The following is a 16,847-nucleotide window of genomic DNA, read 5'->3' as shown; positions in this document are numbered from 1 at the left end:
AGCCCCGTAACTCATTGAATTACGGGGCTTTCATTTGTATGGCGGAGAGATAGGGATTCGAACCCTAGGTACCGGTGAAGGTACAACGGATTTCGAATCCGTCCCATTCGGCCACTCTGGCATCTCTCCAACGGCGCGCATCATAACAGCACAATCGCCGGAAGCGAACCCCCTTTAGCGATTTTTTTCCGTGCTATCAGATGCTTGCGTCGGTTACAGCGGTACGCCCAGACGGTTGGCGACTTCTTCATAAGCTTCGATGACGTCACCGAGGCCCTGACGGAAGCGGTCCTTGTCCATTTTCTTGCCGGTGGCCTTGTCCCACAGACGGCAGCCGTCCGGGCTGAATTCGTCGCCCAGAACGATGGAGCCGTCGGAGAACACGCCGAATTCGAGTTTGAAGTCGACCAGCAGCAGGCCGGCGTCGTCGAACAGTTTGCTCAGCACTTCGTTGACCTTGAGCGACAGTTCTTTCATGCGAACCAGTTGCTCGGCGGTGCCCCAGCCGAATGCCACGACGTGGGATTCGTTGATGAACGGGTCGCCTTTGGCGTCGTCTTTCAGGAACAGTTCGAAGGTGTAAGGGTTGAGCTTCATGCCCTCTTCCACGCCCAAACGCTTGACCAGGCTGCCGGCGGCGTAGTTACGCACGACGCACTCGACCGGGATCATGTCGAGCTTTTTCACCAGGCATTCGTTGTCGCCCAGCAGTTTGTCGAATTGAGTCGGCACGCCGGCTGCTTCGAGTTTCTGCATGATGAAGGCGTTGAACTTGTTGTTCACCATGCCTTTGCGGTCGAGCTGCTCGATGCGCTTGCCGTCGAACGCCGAGGTGTCGTTGCGAAACAGCAGGATCAAGCGGTCAGCGTCGTCGGTCTTGTAAACCGATTTGGCTTTGCCGCGGTAGAGTTCTTCACGTTTTTCCATGATGGGCTCCGCTTGCTAAGTAGGTGGGCTAGGCGATGTATCGCCAGTCGAGCCCTGAATCTTGATCGGCCAGTTGCAGCCAGTCCGGGTCGCACCCGAGGGTGTCGACAAAACATTGCCGGGCCAGCTGCGGCAGGTTGTTCTTGCTGCTCAGATGGGCCAGGACCAGGTGTTGCAGGCCTTGCCAGCCCAACTCGGCCACCAGGAATGCCGCCTGATGGTTGTTCAAATGCCCCAATTCACCGCCCACCCGTTGCTTGAGAAAGTACGGGTAGTGACCGCGAGCCAGCATGTCACGGCAATGGTTGGCCTCGATCATCAATGCATCGAGGTCCCGATAGCCGTCCAGCACCTTGTTGCAGTACGACCCCAGGTCGGTCAACAGGCCGAAACGCCGCTGACCGTCGCTGAAGACATACTGCGTCGGCTCCTGCGCATCATGGGCCACGGCAATGACGCCGATGCTCAGAGGGCCGATTTGCAGTTGCTCGCCGCCAGCCAGAAGGCCTGCGGGTTCAATCGGTTTGCGCATCCCGCGCAGGGTCCCGCGACTGAGGTAGACAGGCAGATTGTAACGCCGAGACAGCAAACCCACGCCATGCACGTGATCGGCATGTTCGTGGGTTACAAGTATCGCGCTCAACTGCGCAGGGCTCACCCCAAGGCGCAGCAGGCGTTTTTCGGTTTCCCGCAGGGAGAAACCACAATCCACCAGTACATACGTGTCATCGCTGGCTACCAGCGTGCCGTTCCCTTGGCTACCGCTGCCGAGAACGGCAAAACGCATGTGATCAGCCCAAATTGTCCTGAATAACGGTCAACACTTTACGCGCCACGTCTGCTGGCGCCACGGTGTTGATGTTCTTCTCGACGGTGACTTGTACGTTCTCGCCGACCTTGCTCAGGCGAACCTGATAACGCTCGGCGCGGGCCTCAACTTCTTCCTTGTTCGGCTTGCTGCCGAACAGGCTGCCGAAGAAACCTGGCTGCTCGTCCTTCTTCTCGGCTTTTTCAGCGAGGTTGATGTAGTACAGGCCCAGGCTGCGGTTGATGTCTTCAACACGCCATTCGCCCTGTTCCAGCGCACGACCGACGCTCGACCAGGCACGATCCAGGTCGGTACCGACGTTGAGTACCGGGTTGCCGCTGCCGTCTTCGGTCAGGCTGACACGGCTTGGCGTGTCGAAATCACGAGAGGCCAGCATGGAAACCGAACCGCCCTTCTCCGAAGTGCGGCTCATGCTCGCGAGCATGTCGTCGACCAATGCTGCGTCCAGGCCAGTGTTGACCGAACGATTGGTGAAATCGACGTTGGCGGTGCTGCCGGCAGGACGCTCGGCGCTGACCACATAGACTTCACTGGTGTTGCGCTGCACGCCCGGTTCGATACGCACCCGCACGCGGGTTTCGCTGTCGGCACCGACACCGGCCGCGCTCAGGCGCTTGGCCATGGCTGCGGACAGCTCATCGGAATGCTGCCAGGTGGTAGTGAATTCACCGGTTTGCGGACGCTGTTCGTCCAGGCGGAAACCGTTGTCCTGGAAGAACTGCACGGCCACAGGCCAGACTTCGGCCGGTGAGTTCTGGGCCATGATCCAACGCGAATCGCCGCTCTTCTGCAGTGAGTAGGCGCTGACATCAGCCGCTGCCGACAATGGCTGCGGACGAGGCACGATGTACTCGCCCTTGACGGTGTCGTCGGCCACGTTACGCGGAATCGGCAACAGCGGATCCAGACGCTTGGAGGTGCTGACGTTCGGTGGCAGTTGCATCGGTGCAGTCTGTTGCGCTTCCAGGTAATCGCTACCACGGTCGCGGAAGTAACCTTCCGGGCCCCAGATCCATCCGCAGCCACTGGTGCTGGAGATAATCAAGGCAAGTGCGGAAAGTCCGGCCATTCGCTTCATGCGTAGTACTTCCTCAATTAAACCAGGACGCCGGACTGGCGCATGGCCTGCCGCAGCGGTTCGTGACAGGCAGCGCTGAGCCAGGTGAGCGGCAGACGGATACCGTCCGGCATCAAGCCCATTTCATGCAGCGCCCATTTCACGGGGATAGGGTTGGATTCGATAAACAGGGTCTTATTGAGCGGCATCAGTTTTTCGTGAATCGCCCGGGCCTTGACGGCATCGCCAGCCATCGCAGCGGCGCACAGCTCGCTCATGGCGCGGGGTGCAACGTTGGCGGTCACCGAAATGTTGCCCTTGCCACCGAGCAGCATCAGCTCGACTGCAGTCGCATCGTCACCGGAATAGACCAGGAAGTCGCTGCTCACGCCGGCCAGGATATCCTTGGCGCGCTGCAGGTCGCCCGTGGCTTCCTTGATACCGATGATGTTCTTCACGGTCGACAGGCGGATCACCGTCTCGGCCTGCATGTCGCACGCGGTACGGCCCGGCACATTGTAAAGAATCTGCGGGATATCGACCGCTTCGGCGATGGCGCGGAAGTGCAGGTACAGGCCTTCCTGCGTCGGCTTGTTGTAATAAGGGGTTACCAGCAGGCACGCGTCGGCGCCAGCGTTCTTCGCGTTGGTCGTCAGTTCGATCGCTTCGCGCGTCGAATTGGCGCCCGTACCGGCGATCACCGGAATACGCCCTGCAACCTGGGCAACCACGCGACGAATCACTTCGATGTGCTCGTTCACGTCAAGCGTGGCCGACTCACCCGTAGTGCCGACCGCCACGATGGCGTTGGTGCCCTCTTGCAGGTGGAAGTCCACCAGTTTGCTCAGGCTGTCCCAGTCGAGACGACCCTGTGCATCCATGGGTGTGACCAGTGCCACCATACTGCCCGCAATCATGCAACCGCTCCTGCCGGAAAAAGAGAGCGGTAATGGTACTGGCGCCAAGATGCTTGTACAAGCGAAGTACTGCGCTGCCGCCATTCCCCTTGGCGCTGCTTTTCGCTACCCTTCAGACTTTGATCGGTACTGATAAGCTCGTACGCCGGGTTCCAGCCTCAATTTTCGGCATCACAAGCCCCGATCCAGCGTTGCCACCCCTCGCTCTCGCCATACTGGAGCACGTTGCAACCTTCGGCTGGGGTTTGTGAATTCTGATCTGCAGGCTCGTTCCCGATAAAAAAGCCCATAACAGTATCGACCGCTCATCGCTTTAGGAATGCTGCATGTCCACCCCCACAGTTCGCGAACAATTCCTTGTCATCAGTGCCCTCGGCGCCAACCCCATGGAGCTGACTAACGTCCTGTGCCGCGCCAGCCATGAAAACCGCTGTGCCGTGGTCACCTCTCGCCTGACGCGTCATGGCGAATGCAGTGCGCTGATCCTCGAAGTCTCCGGCAGCTGGGATGCTCTGGCGCGCCTCGAAGGCAGCCTGCCAGTGCTGGCCAAACGACACGTCTTCACGGTCAACGTGGTGCGCAGTGCAGCCCTGGAGAACCGCCCCCAGGCACTGCCGTACGTCGCCTACGTCAGCTCGGCCTACCGCCCGGATATCATCAATGAGCTGTGCCAGTTCTTCATGGATCACAATGTCGAACTGGAGAACCTGACCTGCGACACCTATCAGGCCCCGCAGACCGGCGGCACCATGCTCAACGCCACGTTCACCGTGACTTTGCCGGCCGGTACCCAGATCAGCTGGCTGCGTGACCAGTTCCTGGATTTCGCCGATGCCATGAACCTGGACGCACTGATTGAACCGTGGCGCCCCCAAAACCCAATGTAAGGAAGCTTTCATGGCCGTAGCCATCGACCAACCGGTTGCCGACTTCGAAGCACCCGCCACCAGCGGGCAGACCGTCAGCCTCGCGGGTCTCAAAGGCAAGCAAGTGGTGATTTACTTCTACCCGAAGGACAGCACACCGGGCTGCACCACCGAAGGCCAGGGTTTTCGCGACCAGTACGCGGCGTTCAAAGCGGCCAACACCGAGGTGTTCGGTCTATCTCGCGACAGCCTGAAGTCTCACGAGAACTTCAAGTGCAAGCAGGAATTCCCCTTCGAGCTGATCAGCGACAAGGACGAAGCCATCTGTCAGTTGTTCGACGTGATCAAGCTGAAAAAGCTCTACGGCAAGGAATATATGGGTGTTGATCGCAGCACGTTCCTGATCGACAAGGATGGCGTGCTGCGTCAGGAATGGCGCGGCGTGAAGGTGCCGGGGCATGTGGATGCGGTTTTGTCGGCTGCTCAAGCCCTGAACAAGGCCTGATTTTTTGGGCGTCTATTCGGACGCCTTCGCGGGCAAGCCCGCTCCCACATTAGACCGTGCTTGCCTGGACAGCTCGGTCAACTGTGGGAGCGGGCTTGCTCGCGAAGAGGCCATCAGCCTCACCGCACAACCAACGCTGACCGTTAAAGCAGCGGCGACACCTCAGGTTCCTTGCGCGGCCAGGCATCCAGCACGGCTTTGAACAGCGTCGCCAAGGGAATCGCAAAGAACACGCCCCAGAAGCCCCACAACCCGCCAAACAGCAGCACCGCGCAGATGATTGCCACCGGGTGCAGGTTGACCGCTTCCGAGAACAGCAGTGGTACCAGCACGTTACCGTCCAGCGTCTGAATGATTCCGTAGACTGCCATCAAATAGATGAACTGATCGCTCCAGCCCCATTGGAACAGCGCAATCAGCAGTACCGGCACAGTCACTACCACCGCCCCCACGTAGGGCACCACCACCGACACCCCCACCAGCAACGCCAGCAGCGCCGCGTAGTTGAGTCCCAGCGCCACGAAAGCGATGTAAGTCACGCCACCGCAAATGAAAATCTCGATGACCTTGCCGCGAATGTAATTGGCGATCTGCCGGTTCATTTCCTGCGCGACCCGGGTGATCAGCGCCCGCTCTCGCGGCAGGTAACCGCGAACCCACTGGCCGATCATCTCCCGATCCTTGAGAAAGAAAAACACCAGGATCGGCACCAGCACCAGGTAGATCATGATGTTCACCAACAGCGGCAGGCTCGACAATGAGAATGTCAGGGCCCACTGGCCGAACTTGCCGATCTCGCCCCGCGCCACTTCGATCGCCTGCAGCACTTGCTCGTCCGACACCAGATGCGGGTAACGCTCGGGCAGCAGCAACAGCAGCGACTGCCATTTGGCGAGCATGCCGGGCAATTCGTTGAACAGCGTAATCAGTTGATGCCAGAGCAGGGGCACCACGACGAGGATGAATACCAGCAGCCCGCCCATGAACAACGCGAATACCAGCCCCACCGCCACGGCGCCCGGCAGGCGCAGACGCTCGAGGATTACCACCAACCCCTGCATCAGATACGCCAGCACCATCCCGGCCAGCACCGGCGCAAGCATTCCGCCCAGGGTGAGTACGGCGGTAAATGCCAGAAACAGCAGCACCGCCAGCACCACGGCCTCTTCATCCGAGAAGTAACGCTGAATCCAGTCGCGTAACACTTTGAACATCAATAATCCTTAGGAACGAACGCAGCAGGTTTCAGGCTTTTTTCAACCAATAGCGGTAAACGCCCGCCTCATCTTCTTCACGAAGCAGCGTATGACCGGCCAATCGGGCAAAGGTGCGAAAGTCGCGCTGAGAGCCTGCATCGGTGGCAATCACCTTGAGCACCGCACCGCTGGCCAGTCGGTTGAGTTCCATCTTGGCCTTGAGCAACGGCAGCGGACAATTCAGACCACTGGCGTCCAGCTCTGCGTCGTGGGTTACAGCGTCAGTCATCGAATCACTCCGGGGCTGGGGGGTTGAGCCGCTTAGAATATCTGGTCCCAAGCGTAGTGTCCGGCTACAGTAACGTCTTTGTCGACTAAGGCTTTGTGCATGACTTTTTTGCGCCCTACCCTGCTGACGCTCGCTTGCCTGCTCGCCTCACCAGGCTTCGCCGACGACTTGCCGTCACTCGGTGACGCCAGCTCTGCCATTGTCTCGCCGCAACAGGAATACCAACTGGGCCGTGCGTGGCTGGCGATGCTGCGCAGCCAGGTGTCGCAACTCAACGACCCGCAACTCAAGGATTACGTCGAGTCCAGCGTCTATCGACTGGTGGAAACCAGCCAGGTCAATGACCGGCGCCTGGAGTTCATCCTGATCAACAGCCCGCAGCTCAACGCTTTTGCCGCGCCGGGCGGGATCGTCGGCGTCAACGGCGGCTTGTTCCTCAACGCCCAGACCGAAGGCGAATATGCCTCGGTTCTGGCCCACGAACTGGCCCACTTGTCGCAGCGTCACTTCGCCCGTGGTGTCGAAGCGTCGCAACGCATGCAAGTGCCGATGATGGCTGCGTTGCTGGCCGGGATCGTGATTGCCGCCGCCGGTGCAGGCGATGCAGGGATCGCGACCATTGCCGGCACTCAGGCGGCGGCGATGCAGGAACAACGACGCTTCTCGCGCCAGAATGAGCAGGAAGCCGACCGTATCGGCATCATGAATCTGGAAAAGGCCGGTTACGACCCGCGCTCGATGCCGACCATGTTTGAACGGCTGATGCGCCAGTACCGCTACGATGCCAAGCCGCCGGAATTCCTGCTGACTCACCCGGTGACCGAATCGCGTATCGCCGACACCCGCAACCGTGCCGAACAGGCCAAACCAGGCGGTATCGAAGACAGCATGCGTTATCAGTTAATTCGCGCGCGCGTGCAGCTGATTTATGAAGAAACCCCAGGCCTGGGCGCCAAGCGTTTCCGGGCTCAACTCGATGAAAACCCGAAAAACGATGTCGCGCGCTATGGCCTGGCTATCGCCCAGATCAAGGGTGGCCAGCTGAATGAAGCGCGCGAGAACCTCAAGCTGCTGCTGGCCAAATCGCCGAACGAGATCATTTACAACCTGGCGCAGATCGACCTGGACATCACCAATAACCGTCTGCCCGACGCTCAATCACGGGTCGATCAGATGCTCACCCAGTATCCGGGCAACTACCCACTGAATCAGGTGCGGGTCGACCTGCTGCTCAAGCAGAATCGAGCGGCCGATGCGGAAAAAGCGTTGGAGAGCCTGCTCAAGACCCGTCCCGACGATCCGGACGTCTGGTACCTGGTGGCCGAGACTCGCGGCCTGTCGGGCAACATCATCGGCCTGCATCAGGCTCGCGCGGAGTATTTTGCACTGGTCGGCGATTATCGCCAAGCGATCCAGCAACTGGACTTCGCCAAGCGCAAGGCGGGCAGCAACTTCCCATTGTCATCGCGGATCGACGCACGGCAACGTGAGTTGATGGAGCAGGAGCGCATGGTAAAGGACATGATGGGCTGACGTCTTCAGGAACAAAAAAACCGGACACAAAAAAACCGCCTCTTTCGAGGCGGTTTTTTATTCAGCCGACAACCGGATTATTCAGCCAGTTTGAAGGTGATGAAGCTGGCGCGCCCCTGGCGCAGAACCCGCATCGACACCGAGCGGTTCTTCGGCAGCGCCTTGGCAATCTCGGTGAACTCCTTGGTGGAGCCGATAGCCTGGTTGTTCAGGTGAGTGATCACATCACCCGGCTGCAAGCCGATCAGGGCTGCAGGACCGTCCTGAACTTCCTTGATAACCACACCACCTTTGAGGTCGTAGGTTTTCTTCTGCTCATCGGTCAACTCGGCCACGGAAACGCCCAGGCGATTGCTGCTGCGCTCAACGCCGGACTTAGGCAACGCTTCCAGCTCTTTGCCTTCTTCCGGGATAGCCCCGACAGTCAGCTCGACGTTCTTGCGTTTGCCTTCGCGGATCACTTCGAGATCAGCTTTCGAGCCAGCCTTCAACGCGCCCACCAAATGCGGCAGATCTGCGGACATGATGATCGGTTGACCGTTCATGCTCAGGATCACGTCACCCACTTGCAGGCCCCCCTTGGCCGCAGGACCGTCATCCTGGATCTGAGCCACCAGCGCACCGGCCGGTTTCTCAAGACCGAACGACTCGGCCAGATCCTTGTTCACTTCCTGGATCACTACGCCCAACCAGCCACGGCTGACTTTGCCACCGCTTTTCAGCTGATTGGATACGTCCATCGCCACATCGATCGGGATGGCGAATGAAACCCCCATGAAGCCGCCGGAACGGGTGTAGATCTGCGAGTTGATACCGACAACTTCACCGGCCAGGTTGAACAGCGGACCACCGGAGTTGCCCGGGTTGATCGGCACGTCGGTCTGGATGAAGGGCACATAGTTTTCGTTTGGCAGGCTGCGACCGATGGCACTGACGATGCCTTGAGTCACGGTGTGATCAAAGCCGAACGGCGAACCGATGGCCACGACCCACTGACCGGCTTTCAGGTCCTGCGATTTGCCAAGTTTCAGAACTGGCAGGTTTTTGCCTTCGATTTTCAGCAAGGCAACATCGGAGCGCGGATCGGTGCCGATCAGCTTGGCCTTCAACTCACTGCGATCGGCGAGGCGCACGAGAATCTCGTCGGCATCGGCAATGACATGGTTGTTGGTCAGGATGTAGCCATCAGACGAAATGATGAAACCCGAACCTAGGGACTGCGCTTCACGCTGGCGATCCTCACGAGGCGAGCGTTGCTGCGGCATGCCACGCTCGAAGAATTCACGCAGCATTGGCGGCAAACCTTCAAGGTCAGGCATTTGCTCGGTGGAGACCTTGCGGTCCGGCAACTTCTGGGTGGTACTGATGTTCACTACCGCGGGCGAGGCCTGCTCGACCAGTTGTGTGAAGTCAGGCAACTCGACCGCTTGCGCAGCGACCGCCTGACCGAGCACCAGCACGGTGGCAAAAATGGAGAGATAAGACTTCAAGCGTGGTATCGACATACGGCTCCCGTTACGACGAGCATGGTTAAGCGATATGGAGCAAGGAACACCGGAAACGATACGCCGGTATTTTTGTTCCGGGAACAACAAACAAGGCCAGAGCCGAGAGGCTCTGACCTATAAAAAAATTTCGGGATATTTGCAAATGAAAATGCTCGGCAAAACATTTCCAGACATCAACGCCGGGACAGCCATTGCCAACCTCCCGAACCATCCAGACCCGATTGAGCAGCATGGCTGATCAGCTCATTGCTTGCTGGTAGCTGCTGCTTCGTTGCGCATGGACAGCGCGATCCGTTCGGCGGTGCCAATCGGTATTTCACCGACCACGGTCACCATTATTTCACCTTGCGGAGTGGTCAAGCGACGGGACACAGCCACTGTCGGCCCCAGTTGGGTACGTGTGTCGGTGACTGTTGCCCCATTCAATGGCTCAAGAAACACCGAGAATCGGGCCAGACCGTCGTCAAACATCAGACTGTTGACCTGGACTTTGGTATCCGGATCCTTGTGAGAGGTACTGCTGGTCAGCTCAAAACCTGGGGGTAACCAGTCCGAATGCCAGACCTGCGCAGTTTTGACGGCGGAAGCCTTGTCACTGTCGAGGTTGATGGGCTTGCAATCAGAACCTGCCTGCAAATCGCTGTCGGAAGGCACCTCGGCAGTATCCAGCCGGGTGAACTGGAACCGCTCCAGCAGTTGCCCTTTGTCATTGAGCAACAATGACTTCAACGGCAAGCCGGTTTCCTTGTCCAGATGCAGCTCAAAACCGTAGCGGTGCTGATCGCGGGGCGTCAACGAGACGATCACCGCGGCACGCCCGGCCACACGCGACTTGCCGATGACGGCAAGGTCATACCAATTCTTCAGCTTTTGTGGATCGAGTGCGCGAGCGGCGGAGTTGGGTGAGTCCCCCAGCCCTGCTATCAGGGTGCCGCTGACGCATTGAGTATGCCCATCAATGCGCACGACTTCCTGTGCCGAGCCGTCGAGCTGGAGTAAACGCTCGCGGACCTTGCCATCCTGGACGCGATGCCAGATGTTATGGGTAGAAAAACTACCGTTACGCTCGTAGACGAAAGTACCGCGAAAGCTCTGCGTTTGCTCGGCCTGTCCCAGACGCTTCAGCCAGTCCTGGGCTTCATCGGCGTGGGCTGGAACAATAAACCAGCCACTGAGCAGAAGCGTAAGTAGAGGTATGGCGCGCATGATCCTCCTTAACGGTTTTCCAGGCTTGCTGCACGAGCGTAAGGCAGAGCGCTCTCAGTACCTTTCAGTGCAGCCTGTTGAGCATGTTGGCGCAAGTAACCTGGCAGACGCTGATCGTGCCAGCCTGGCTGCCCTTGCAATACGCCGTTGGCCATAGGGCCAGTGGCGTCCGAACTCTCATTGTAGCCTGCCAATACAGCGGGACCCTTGATCTGAGGAGTGGTCAGACCCGGCTGATTCGAATGCTGAGCCAGTTCGACACCAGCGATCTCGTCCTGGTTGTACAGACGTACACCTGCCAGCACGGCAATGGTCACCGAAGCAGCGACTGCCAGACGACCCAGGCTGCGCCATGGACCGCGAGAGGCTTTTGCCGGTACGGCTTCGTCAGCCAGCGCAGCAGAAACTGCCGCAGCGATGTCCAGACGAGGGAGCAGCAGGTCCTTGTGCATGACTGCCCGAGCGATCTGGTAACGAGCCCAGGTTTCGCGGGTTTCAACATCGTCGAAGGCATTCAACACCCGACGCAATTCCAGTTCGTCCGCTTCGTTATCCATCACTGCGGACAGCGATTCCTGCAGGGCTTCACGACTCATGGCGTTCCTCTCTTGGCTGTCGCCGCTGTCTCAGTTTTCCTGCAACAACGGCTGCAGGGCTTTATCGATGGCCTCCCGGGCGCGGAAAATCCGGGAGCGCACGGTACCCACCGGACACTGCATGACGCTGGCAATGTCCTCGTAACTCAGACCATCGAATTCACGTAAAGTTAAAGCCGTACGCAAATCTTCTGGCAGTTGCTGAATGGTTCGATGGACGGTGCCTTCGATCTCATCCCGCAGCAATGCACGTTCTGGCGACTCGAGATCCTTGAGGCCATGATCGCCATCGTAGAACTCTGCATCCTCGGAACTGACATCGCTATCCGGCGGCCGACGGCCGCGTGAAACCAGATAGTTTTTCGCCGTGTTGATGGCGATACGGTAAAGCCACGTATAAAACGCGCTGTCTCCGCGAAAATTACCAAGTGCACGGTACGCCTTGATAAAGGCTTCCTGTGCGACATCCTGGGCTTCATGGGTGTCGTGCACGAAACGCACGATCAACCCGAGAATTTTGTGCTGGTATTTCAGCACTAGCAGATCGAAAGCTCGCTTGTCGCCGCGTTGAACGCGTTCGACCAGCTGCTGATCCTCTTCCTGGGTTAGCATGAACACTCCTCGATAAGCTCGAAGGAGGCTTGCATTACTGAACGACCAGACTTGCAAACATAGACTCGGGCTTTTCGCAAAAGTTCTCCCCTCCAAGCAAGTTTCCTGCGGGCTCTGATTTGGCACGCACGAAAAGCGCAGCGCGGGAAACCCCGGCTGCGCGAATAATCTTGTCATCGGATTCGGTAGCAAGGACCTAACCGCAAGTCCCGCACCGAAGCCGACACTGTCCCTTGTTTCAGGCAACCGTCTATTGATCTTGAGCCTTTGGCAAAAGTTCCATATTTATAGCCACCCGAAACCGACATTGTGCAACCGTGAAGAGAAAAAGACTGTTAAATCCACGATACAGTCGTCTTGTCGTCGAAGCGCTGAAAAAAACTTCCGACGAAGCGTCCAGTCTTTTCCGTCACTGTAGTTTCACAATGCCATGTGGGCCCGGCTATTGTGCCGCTCCCCCCCTCTATATACTAGTGGGCTGTGTGGTTGTCTTGACTTGCCGATCCAGATGTCCAGCGCCACCCCCGACCCGGGTCGCTTTGAGCGGAATCCTGAAATGAGCCAACAGTTTCAACACGATGTTCTGGTAATTGGCAGCGGTGCTGCCGGCTTGAGCCTTGCACTGACCTTGCCCGATCATTTGCGCATCGCCGTATTGAGCAAAGGCGACCTCGCCAATGGCTCGACCTTCTGGGCCCAGGGCGGTGTCGCCGCCGTTCTGGATGACACCGATACCGTCGAATCCCACGTCGATGACACCCTCAACGCCGGCGGTGGCCTGTGCCATGAAGACGCCGTGCGCTTTACTGTCGAGCACAGCAGAGAAGCCATTCAATGGCTGATCGACCAAGGCGTACCCTTTACCCGCGATGAACAGTCCGGCACCGAAGACGGTGGTTTCGAATTTCACCTGACCCGCGAAGGCGGTCACAGCCATCGGCGCATCATCCACGCCGCCGACGCCACGGGCGCGGCGATCTTCAGAACCCTGCTCGACCAGGCCAAACAGCGCCCCAACATCGAACTGCTGGAACAGCGGGTCGCGATCGATCTGATCACCGAAAAGCGCCTGGGTCTTGAAGGCGACCGCTGCCTCGGCGCCTATGTGCTCAACCGTGGCACCGGCGAAGTCGATACCTACGGCGCGCGCTTTGTCATCCTTGCATCGGGCGGAGCGGCGAAAGTCTACCTCTATACCAGCAACCCCGACGGCGCCTGCGGAGACGGCATCGCCATGGCCTGGCGTTCGGGCTGCCGGGTGGCGAACCTGGAGTTCAACCAATTCCACCCGACCTGCCTCTATCACCCGCAAGCCAAGAGTTTCCTGATCACCGAAGCCCTGCGCGGTGAAGGCGGGCACCTGAAGCTGCCCAACGGCGAACGCTTCATGCAGCGCTTCGATCCACGGGCCGAGCTGGCACCACGGGACATCGTCGCCCGCGCCATCGACCATGAGATGAAGCGCCTGGGTATCGACTGCGTTTACCTGGACATCAGCCACAAACCCGAAGCCTTCATCAAGACGCACTTCCCGACGGTCTATGAACGCTGCCTGGAATTCTCCATCGACATCACCAAACAACCGATTCCGGTGGTGCCGGCGGCGCACTACACCTGCGGCGGCGTGATGGTCGATCAGCGGGGCCGCACCGATGTGCCGGGCCTGTATGCGATAGGTGAAACCAGCTTCACCGGCCTGCATGGCGCCAACCGCATGGCCAGCAACTCGCTGCTGGAATGCTTCGTTTATGCCCGTTCGGCGGCGGCGGACATTCTCGAGCAATTGCCGGAGGTGCCGATTCCGACCGCCCTGCCCGTCTGGGATGCCAGCCAGGTCACCGATTCGGACGAAGATGTGATCATCGCGCACAACTGGGACGAACTGCGGCGCTTCATGTGGGACTACGTGGGCATCGTGCGCACCAACAAGCGCCTGCAACGAGCCCAGCACCGAGTGCAGTTGTTGCTGGACGAAATCGACGAGTTCTATAGCAACTATAAAGTGAGCCGAGACCTGATCGAGCTGAGGAACCTGGCTCAGGTAGCCGACCTGATGATCCGGTCAGCCATGGAGCGCAAGGAAAGTCGCGGCCTGCATTACACCCTCGACTACCCGAACCTGCTGCCGGTCGCGCTGGACACTATTCTGGTGCCGCCCACCTACGCCGACTGAACTTGAGCCGGACCCGCAGGCGTCGGTGCACATCCGCCGCCTGCGAATCCCGTGGCACGCATATCGCCCTGACCCGCCGCTCGCCCTGCAGACGAAAGCGCAGCACCACGATCAGCGGCAGCGCCAGGCTATCCGGCCGTAGCTGCACGGGTTGCCAGCCCTGCGCCTGATTCCACAACTGCCAGCCATCGGCATCGCGACGCAAGCCGCGAAAGGCCTGTGGGTGCGTGAGCAGAATCTGTCGCGGCAATGCCCAGATGCTGTGAGCCACGCACAATGCAACGCCGAGCAGATTGGCCCAGAGCGGCATCGAGAGAAGAAACAGCGAACCCAGCGCGAACAGCTGGGCAAGAACATAGACCGCCAGCAACTGCCGTGAGGCATGCCAGCGGCATTCGAACGCGTTACTTGGGCTGGACACGATCCAGGATCATGCGAACCATGCGCTGAAGCTCCGGATCTTCCGATTCGGCGCGTTCCATGAACCAGCCGAACATGTCCTGATCTTCGCATTCGAGCAGCCTGACATAGCAAGCGCGATCAACCTCGTTGAGGTGCGGGTAAACCTCTTTCACAAAGGGCACCAACAACACGTCAAGCTCGAGCATGCCGCGGCGGCTGTGCCAGTAGAGGCGATTGAGTTCAACATCTTCGACCATGGAGCGCTCCTCAAATAGGCCGCAAGTATACAGCCCCGAGGCGAGCCGAACAGTCGGCTTTGGTCGGGCATCGACGATCCTTTGTGAACTACCCATTTCAAGGGCGCCCCCTTATGATGTCCCTCGGACTCTTTACCCTGCGATGACCCATGGCCGATTCTGCTTTTTTCTGCACCCTGTCTCACGAAGGCGTTCTCGCGGTACGCGGCGCGGATGCCAGCAAATTCCTGCAAGGCCAATTGACTTGCAACCTTAATTACCTGAGCGACACCCAGGCCAGCCTGGGCGCACGCTGCACGCAGAAAGGCCGGATGCAGTCGAGTTTCCGCATTCTGCTGGAAGGCGACGGTGTGCTCATGGCGATGGCCAGCGAACTGCTGGAGCCGCAACTGGCGGACCTGAAAAAGTACGCGGTGTTCTCCAAGTCGAAACTCACCGATGAAAGTGCCGGCTGGGTTCGTTTTGGCCTTGAGCATGGCGATGCGGCACTGGCCAGCCTGGGCCTGGCGCTACCGCCAGACACCGACAGCGTGGTGCGCAATGACGGTTTGATCGCGATTCGCGTATCGCCTGAGCGCGCTGAACTCTGGGTGAGCACCGAGCAGGCCGCCACCATCAAGGGCAAGCTGTCCGCCCTGCTGGCCGAAGGCGATCTGAATCAATGGCTGCTGGGCCAGATCCGCGCCGGCATCGGTCAAGTCATGCCAGGCACCCGCGAGCTGTTCATCCCGCAGATGCTCAACCTGCAAGCCGTCGGCGGCGTGAGCTTCAAGAAAGGTTGCTACACCGGCCAGGAAATCGTCGCGCGCATGCAATACCTGGGCAAACTCAAGCGCCGTCTATACCGCTTGCAACTGGAAGGCAGTGAACTGCCCGAACCCGGCACCCAACTGTTCTCCCCCACTCACGGCAGTTCGATCGGTGAAGTGGTGATCGCTGCTCGCGCCGAACAAAACATTGAACTCCTGGCCGTGCTGCAAGCCGAAGCTGCAGAGGATGGCAACCTGCACCTTGGCGCACTCGAAGGCCCGGGCCTGCATATGCTCGACCTGCCTTACCAACTGGATCGTGATCGCGAAATCCAGCGTTAACAGCAGCATTTGTCGCAATACCCTAGAGAAAAGAAATGAGCGAGCTGGCGGATAAGGTCCAACAGGATTTGGTTGAGGCCATCGATAATGATGACCTGGTTCTGCCAACACTACCGGAAGTGGCCCTGCAGATTCGCAAGGCCGCCGAAGACCCGGAAATCAGTGTCAGCACCCTGAGCAAAGTGATTGGCCGCGATACCGCGCTGTCGGCGCGGCTGATCAAAGTGGTCAATAGCCCGCTGCTGCGCGCGACCCAGGAAGTAACTGACCTGCACACGGCCATCACCCGGCTGGGGGTCAATTACAGCAGCAACCTGGCCATCGGCCTGGTGATGGAACAGATCTTCAACGCCCGTTCCGAAGTGGTGGAGCAGAAAATGCGTGAAGTCTGGCGCAAAAGCCTGGAAATCGCCGGCGTCAGCTATGCGCTGTGCCGCAGTTACACTCAACTCAAGCCTGATCAGGCAGCGCTCGGCGGGCTGGTACACCAGATTGGCGTGCTGCCGATCCTGACCTACGCCGAGGATCACTATGAATTGCTCTCGGACCCGGTCAGCCTCAACCATGTGATCGACCGCATTCATCCGCTGCTCGGCGATAAATTGCTCAGGGTCTGGGAGTTCCCGGAAATGCTGGTGCAACTGCCGGGGCGGTATCTGGATTTCAAGCGGCAATCGGAGCGGGTCGACTATGTCGATCTGGTGCAAGTGGCCAGCCTGTACTGCCACAAGGACAGCGATCATCCACTGGCCCGTATCGACCCATTCAGCGTCCCGGCCTTCAAGAAGCTGGGGATCGATCCGGACAACGAGGCGATGTACAAGGATCTGGAAGAGTCGCGGTCGATGTTTTACTGATTTCTGTGGCGAGGGGGCTTGCTCCC

General features: G+C 59.0%; 19 protein-coding genes and 1 tRNA gene. 7 read left to right on the top strand and 13 right to left on the bottom strand.

From position 1 onward, the window contains the following. Window positions 1–39: 39 nt before the first annotated feature. The 5 genes from PSH64_RS06905 to dapA form a co-directional block, all read right to left on the bottom strand. Window positions 40–129 (bottom strand) — tRNA-Ser (locus tag PSH64_RS06905). An 84-nt stretch (window positions 130–213) separates the two neighbouring features. Then, window positions 214–927 carry a phosphoribosylaminoimidazolesuccinocarboxamide synthase gene (purC, locus tag PSH64_RS06900; protein ID WP_007898671.1) on the bottom strand — a complete coding sequence of 238 codons (714 nt, stop codon included), beginning with the start codon at window positions 925–927 and terminating at the stop codon, window positions 214–216. Window positions 928–955: 28 nt separating this feature from the next. Beyond that, window positions 956–1,714 carry an MBL fold metallo-hydrolase gene (locus PSH64_RS06895; RefSeq protein WP_105348201.1) on the bottom strand — a complete coding sequence of 253 codons (759 nt, stop codon included), beginning with the start codon at window positions 1,712–1,714 and terminating at the stop codon, window positions 956–958. A gap of 4 nt (window positions 1,715–1,718) precedes the next feature. Continuing rightward, on the bottom strand, window positions 1,719–2,834 hold the full coding sequence (gene bamC / locus PSH64_RS06890; protein WP_105348199.1) for an outer membrane protein assembly factor BamC: 1,116 nt from the start codon (window positions 2,832–2,834) through the stop codon (window positions 1,719–1,721). A 17-nt stretch (window positions 2,835–2,851) separates the two neighbouring features. Beyond that, window positions 2,852–3,730, bottom strand: coding sequence for a 4-hydroxy-tetrahydrodipicolinate synthase (dapA, locus tag PSH64_RS06885; protein ID WP_007941448.1), 879 nt, complete (start codon window positions 3,728–3,730; stop codon window positions 2,852–2,854). A gap of 326 nt (window positions 3,731–4,056) precedes the next feature. Here dapA and PSH64_RS06880 point away from each other — a divergent pair, with 326 nt between their 5' ends. Both PSH64_RS06880 and PSH64_RS06875 read left to right on the top strand, forming a co-directional pair. Continuing rightward, window positions 4,057–4,617, top strand: a complete 561-nt coding sequence (locus PSH64_RS06880; RefSeq protein ID WP_105348193.1) for a glycine cleavage system protein R — start codon at window positions 4,057–4,059, stop codon at window positions 4,615–4,617. A gap of 10 nt (window positions 4,618–4,627) precedes the next feature. Further along, on the top strand, window positions 4,628–5,101 hold the full coding sequence (locus PSH64_RS06875) for a peroxiredoxin (protein WP_105348191.1): 474 nt from the start codon (window positions 4,628–4,630) through the stop codon (window positions 5,099–5,101). Between the two features lie 143 nt (window positions 5,102–5,244). On the opposite strand, the gene PSH64_RS06870 is transcribed toward PSH64_RS06875, so the two are convergent. Together PSH64_RS06870 and PSH64_RS06865 are read right to left on the bottom strand one after the other, a co-directional pair. Then, window positions 5,245–6,315, bottom strand: a complete 1,071-nt coding sequence (locus tag PSH64_RS06870) for an AI-2E family transporter (protein WP_105348189.1) — start codon at window positions 6,313–6,315, stop codon at window positions 5,245–5,247. A 31-nt stretch (window positions 6,316–6,346) separates the two neighbouring features. After that, window positions 6,347–6,586 carry a sulfurtransferase TusA family protein gene (locus PSH64_RS06865; RefSeq protein WP_007941445.1) on the bottom strand — a complete coding sequence of 80 codons (240 nt, stop codon included), beginning with the start codon at window positions 6,584–6,586 and terminating at the stop codon, window positions 6,347–6,349. Between the two features lie 99 nt (window positions 6,587–6,685). Between PSH64_RS06865 and PSH64_RS06860 the strand changes: the two genes are divergently transcribed. Then, window positions 6,686–8,119, top strand: a complete 1,434-nt coding sequence (locus PSH64_RS06860) for a M48 family metalloprotease (RefSeq protein WP_305480329.1) — start codon at window positions 6,686–6,688, stop codon at window positions 8,117–8,119. 77 nt (window positions 8,120–8,196) lie between these two features. On the opposite strand, the gene PSH64_RS06855 is transcribed toward PSH64_RS06860, so the two are convergent. Further along, the gene (locus tag PSH64_RS06855; RefSeq protein WP_105348185.1) at window positions 8,197–9,624 is read right to left on the bottom strand and encodes a DegQ family serine endoprotease; all 1,428 of its coding nucleotides are present in this window, start codon (window positions 9,622–9,624) and stop codon (window positions 8,197–8,199) included. A 34-nt stretch (window positions 9,625–9,658) separates the two neighbouring features. Here PSH64_RS06855 and PSH64_RS06850 point away from each other — a divergent pair, with 34 nt between their 5' ends. Continuing rightward, window positions 9,659–9,865, top strand: a complete 207-nt coding sequence (locus PSH64_RS06850) for a hypothetical protein (protein ID WP_105348182.1) — start codon at window positions 9,659–9,661, stop codon at window positions 9,863–9,865. Between the two features lie 5 nt (window positions 9,866–9,870). On the opposite strand, the gene PSH64_RS06845 is transcribed toward PSH64_RS06850, so the two are convergent. Genes PSH64_RS06845 through rpoE form a run of 3 tightly spaced genes read right to left on the bottom strand, consistent with a single transcriptional unit; the run spans window position 9,871 to window position 12,041 of the window. Further along, a complete protein-coding gene (locus tag PSH64_RS06845) occupies window positions 9,871–10,833 on the bottom strand; it encodes a MucB/RseB C-terminal domain-containing protein (RefSeq protein WP_105348180.1) in 963 nt (320 codons plus the stop codon). Between the two features lie 8 nt (window positions 10,834–10,841). After that, on the bottom strand, window positions 10,842–11,429 hold the full coding sequence (locus PSH64_RS06840; RefSeq protein WP_105348177.1) for a sigma-E factor negative regulatory protein: 588 nt from the start codon (window positions 11,427–11,429) through the stop codon (window positions 10,842–10,844). 30 nt (window positions 11,430–11,459) lie between these two features. Continuing rightward, window positions 11,460–12,041, bottom strand: coding sequence for an RNA polymerase sigma factor RpoE (rpoE, locus tag PSH64_RS06835; protein WP_003172477.1), 582 nt, complete (start codon window positions 12,039–12,041; stop codon window positions 11,460–11,462). 556 nt (window positions 12,042–12,597) lie between these two features. Between rpoE and nadB the strand changes: the two genes are divergently transcribed. Further along, entirely contained in the window at window positions 12,598–14,214 is a 1,617-nt protein-coding gene (gene nadB / locus PSH64_RS06830) for an L-aspartate oxidase (RefSeq protein WP_105348175.1), read from the top strand. Here nadB and PSH64_RS06825 read toward each other — a convergent pair. After that, window positions 14,183–14,635 carry a protein YgfX gene (locus PSH64_RS06825; protein ID WP_305480328.1) on the bottom strand — a complete coding sequence of 151 codons (453 nt, stop codon included), beginning with the start codon at window positions 14,633–14,635 and terminating at the stop codon, window positions 14,183–14,185. The two genes, nadB and PSH64_RS06825, sit on opposite strands and share 32 nt — an antisense overlap. Next, window positions 14,619–14,873 (bottom strand): succinate dehydrogenase assembly factor 2, encoded by a 255-nt coding sequence (locus PSH64_RS06820; protein WP_007898624.1) that lies wholly within the window; start codon window positions 14,871–14,873, stop codon window positions 14,619–14,621. The genes PSH64_RS06825 and PSH64_RS06820 overlap by 17 nt, the downstream gene beginning before the upstream one ends. A gap of 149 nt (window positions 14,874–15,022) precedes the next feature. Here PSH64_RS06820 and PSH64_RS06815 point away from each other — a divergent pair, with 149 nt between their 5' ends. Together PSH64_RS06815 and PSH64_RS06810 are read left to right on the top strand one after the other, a co-directional pair. Further along, on the top strand, window positions 15,023–15,964 hold the full coding sequence (locus PSH64_RS06815) for a folate-binding protein YgfZ (protein WP_305480327.1): 942 nt from the start codon (window positions 15,023–15,025) through the stop codon (window positions 15,962–15,964). A gap of 35 nt (window positions 15,965–15,999) precedes the next feature. Next, window positions 16,000–16,821, top strand: a complete 822-nt coding sequence (locus PSH64_RS06810) for an HDOD domain-containing protein (protein WP_105348167.1) — start codon at window positions 16,000–16,002, stop codon at window positions 16,819–16,821. Window positions 16,822–16,847: the final 26 nt, after the last annotated feature.

Origin of the sequence: Pseudomonas sp. FP1742, assembly GCF_030687145.1 — a bacterium.
Taxonomy (GTDB): Bacteria; Pseudomonadota; Gammaproteobacteria; order Pseudomonadales; family Pseudomonadaceae; genus Aquipseudomonas; species Aquipseudomonas frederiksbergensis_D.
The sequence above is the reverse complement of the archived record's forward strand: the minus strand, read 5'-3'. Positions and strand labels throughout refer to the sequence as shown.

What these genes read in the sequence shown, in the direction of transcription:
- PSH64_RS06845 (WP_105348180.1), bottom strand. Translation starts at nt 10,833, where the DNA reads ATGCGCGCCATACCTCTACTTACGCTTCTGCTCAGTGGCTGGTTTATT.
- PSH64_RS06860 (WP_305480329.1), top strand. Translation starts at nt 6,686, where the DNA reads ATGACTTTTTTGCGCCCTACCCTGCTGACGCTCGCTTGCCTGCTCGCC.
- dapA (WP_007941448.1), bottom strand. Translation starts at nt 3,730, where the DNA reads ATGATTGCGGGCAGTATGGTGGCACTGGTCACACCCATGGATGCACAG.
- PSH64_RS06870 (WP_105348189.1), bottom strand. Translation starts at nt 6,315, where the DNA reads ATGTTCAAAGTGTTACGCGACTGGATTCAGCGTTACTTCTCGGATGAA.
- PSH64_RS06895 (WP_105348201.1), bottom strand. Translation starts at nt 1,714, where the DNA reads ATGCGTTTTGCCGTTCTCGGCAGCGGTAGCCAAGGGAACGGCACGCTG.
- PSH64_RS06820 (WP_007898624.1), bottom strand. Translation starts at nt 14,873, where the DNA reads ATGGTCGAAGATGTTGAACTCAATCGCCTCTACTGGCACAGCCGCCGC.
- PSH64_RS06865 (WP_007941445.1), bottom strand. Translation starts at nt 6,586, where the DNA reads ATGACTGACGCTGTAACCCACGACGCAGAGCTGGACGCCAGTGGTCTG.
- PSH64_RS06880 (WP_105348193.1), top strand. Translation starts at nt 4,057, where the DNA reads ATGTCCACCCCCACAGTTCGCGAACAATTCCTTGTCATCAGTGCCCTC.
- PSH64_RS06815 (WP_305480327.1), top strand. Translation starts at nt 15,023, where the DNA reads ATGGCCGATTCTGCTTTTTTCTGCACCCTGTCTCACGAAGGCGTTCTC.
- bamC (WP_105348199.1), bottom strand. Translation starts at nt 2,834, where the DNA reads ATGAAGCGAATGGCCGGACTTTCCGCACTTGCCTTGATTATCTCCAGC.
- purC (WP_007898671.1), bottom strand. Translation starts at nt 927, where the DNA reads ATGGAAAAACGTGAAGAACTCTACCGCGGCAAAGCCAAATCGGTTTAC.
- PSH64_RS06810 (WP_105348167.1), top strand. Translation starts at nt 16,000, where the DNA reads ATGAGCGAGCTGGCGGATAAGGTCCAACAGGATTTGGTTGAGGCCATC.
- PSH64_RS06850 (WP_105348182.1), top strand. Translation starts at nt 9,659, where the DNA reads ATGGAGCAAGGAACACCGGAAACGATACGCCGGTATTTTTGTTCCGGG.
- PSH64_RS06855 (WP_105348185.1), bottom strand. Translation starts at nt 9,624, where the DNA reads ATGTCGATACCACGCTTGAAGTCTTATCTCTCCATTTTTGCCACCGTG.
- nadB (WP_105348175.1), top strand. Translation starts at nt 12,598, where the DNA reads ATGAGCCAACAGTTTCAACACGATGTTCTGGTAATTGGCAGCGGTGCT.
- PSH64_RS06840 (WP_105348177.1), bottom strand. Translation starts at nt 11,429, where the DNA reads ATGAGTCGTGAAGCCCTGCAGGAATCGCTGTCCGCAGTGATGGATAAC.
- rpoE (WP_003172477.1), bottom strand. Translation starts at nt 12,041, where the DNA reads ATGCTAACCCAGGAAGAGGATCAGCAGCTGGTCGAACGCGTTCAACGC.
- PSH64_RS06875 (WP_105348191.1), top strand. Translation starts at nt 4,628, where the DNA reads ATGGCCGTAGCCATCGACCAACCGGTTGCCGACTTCGAAGCACCCGCC.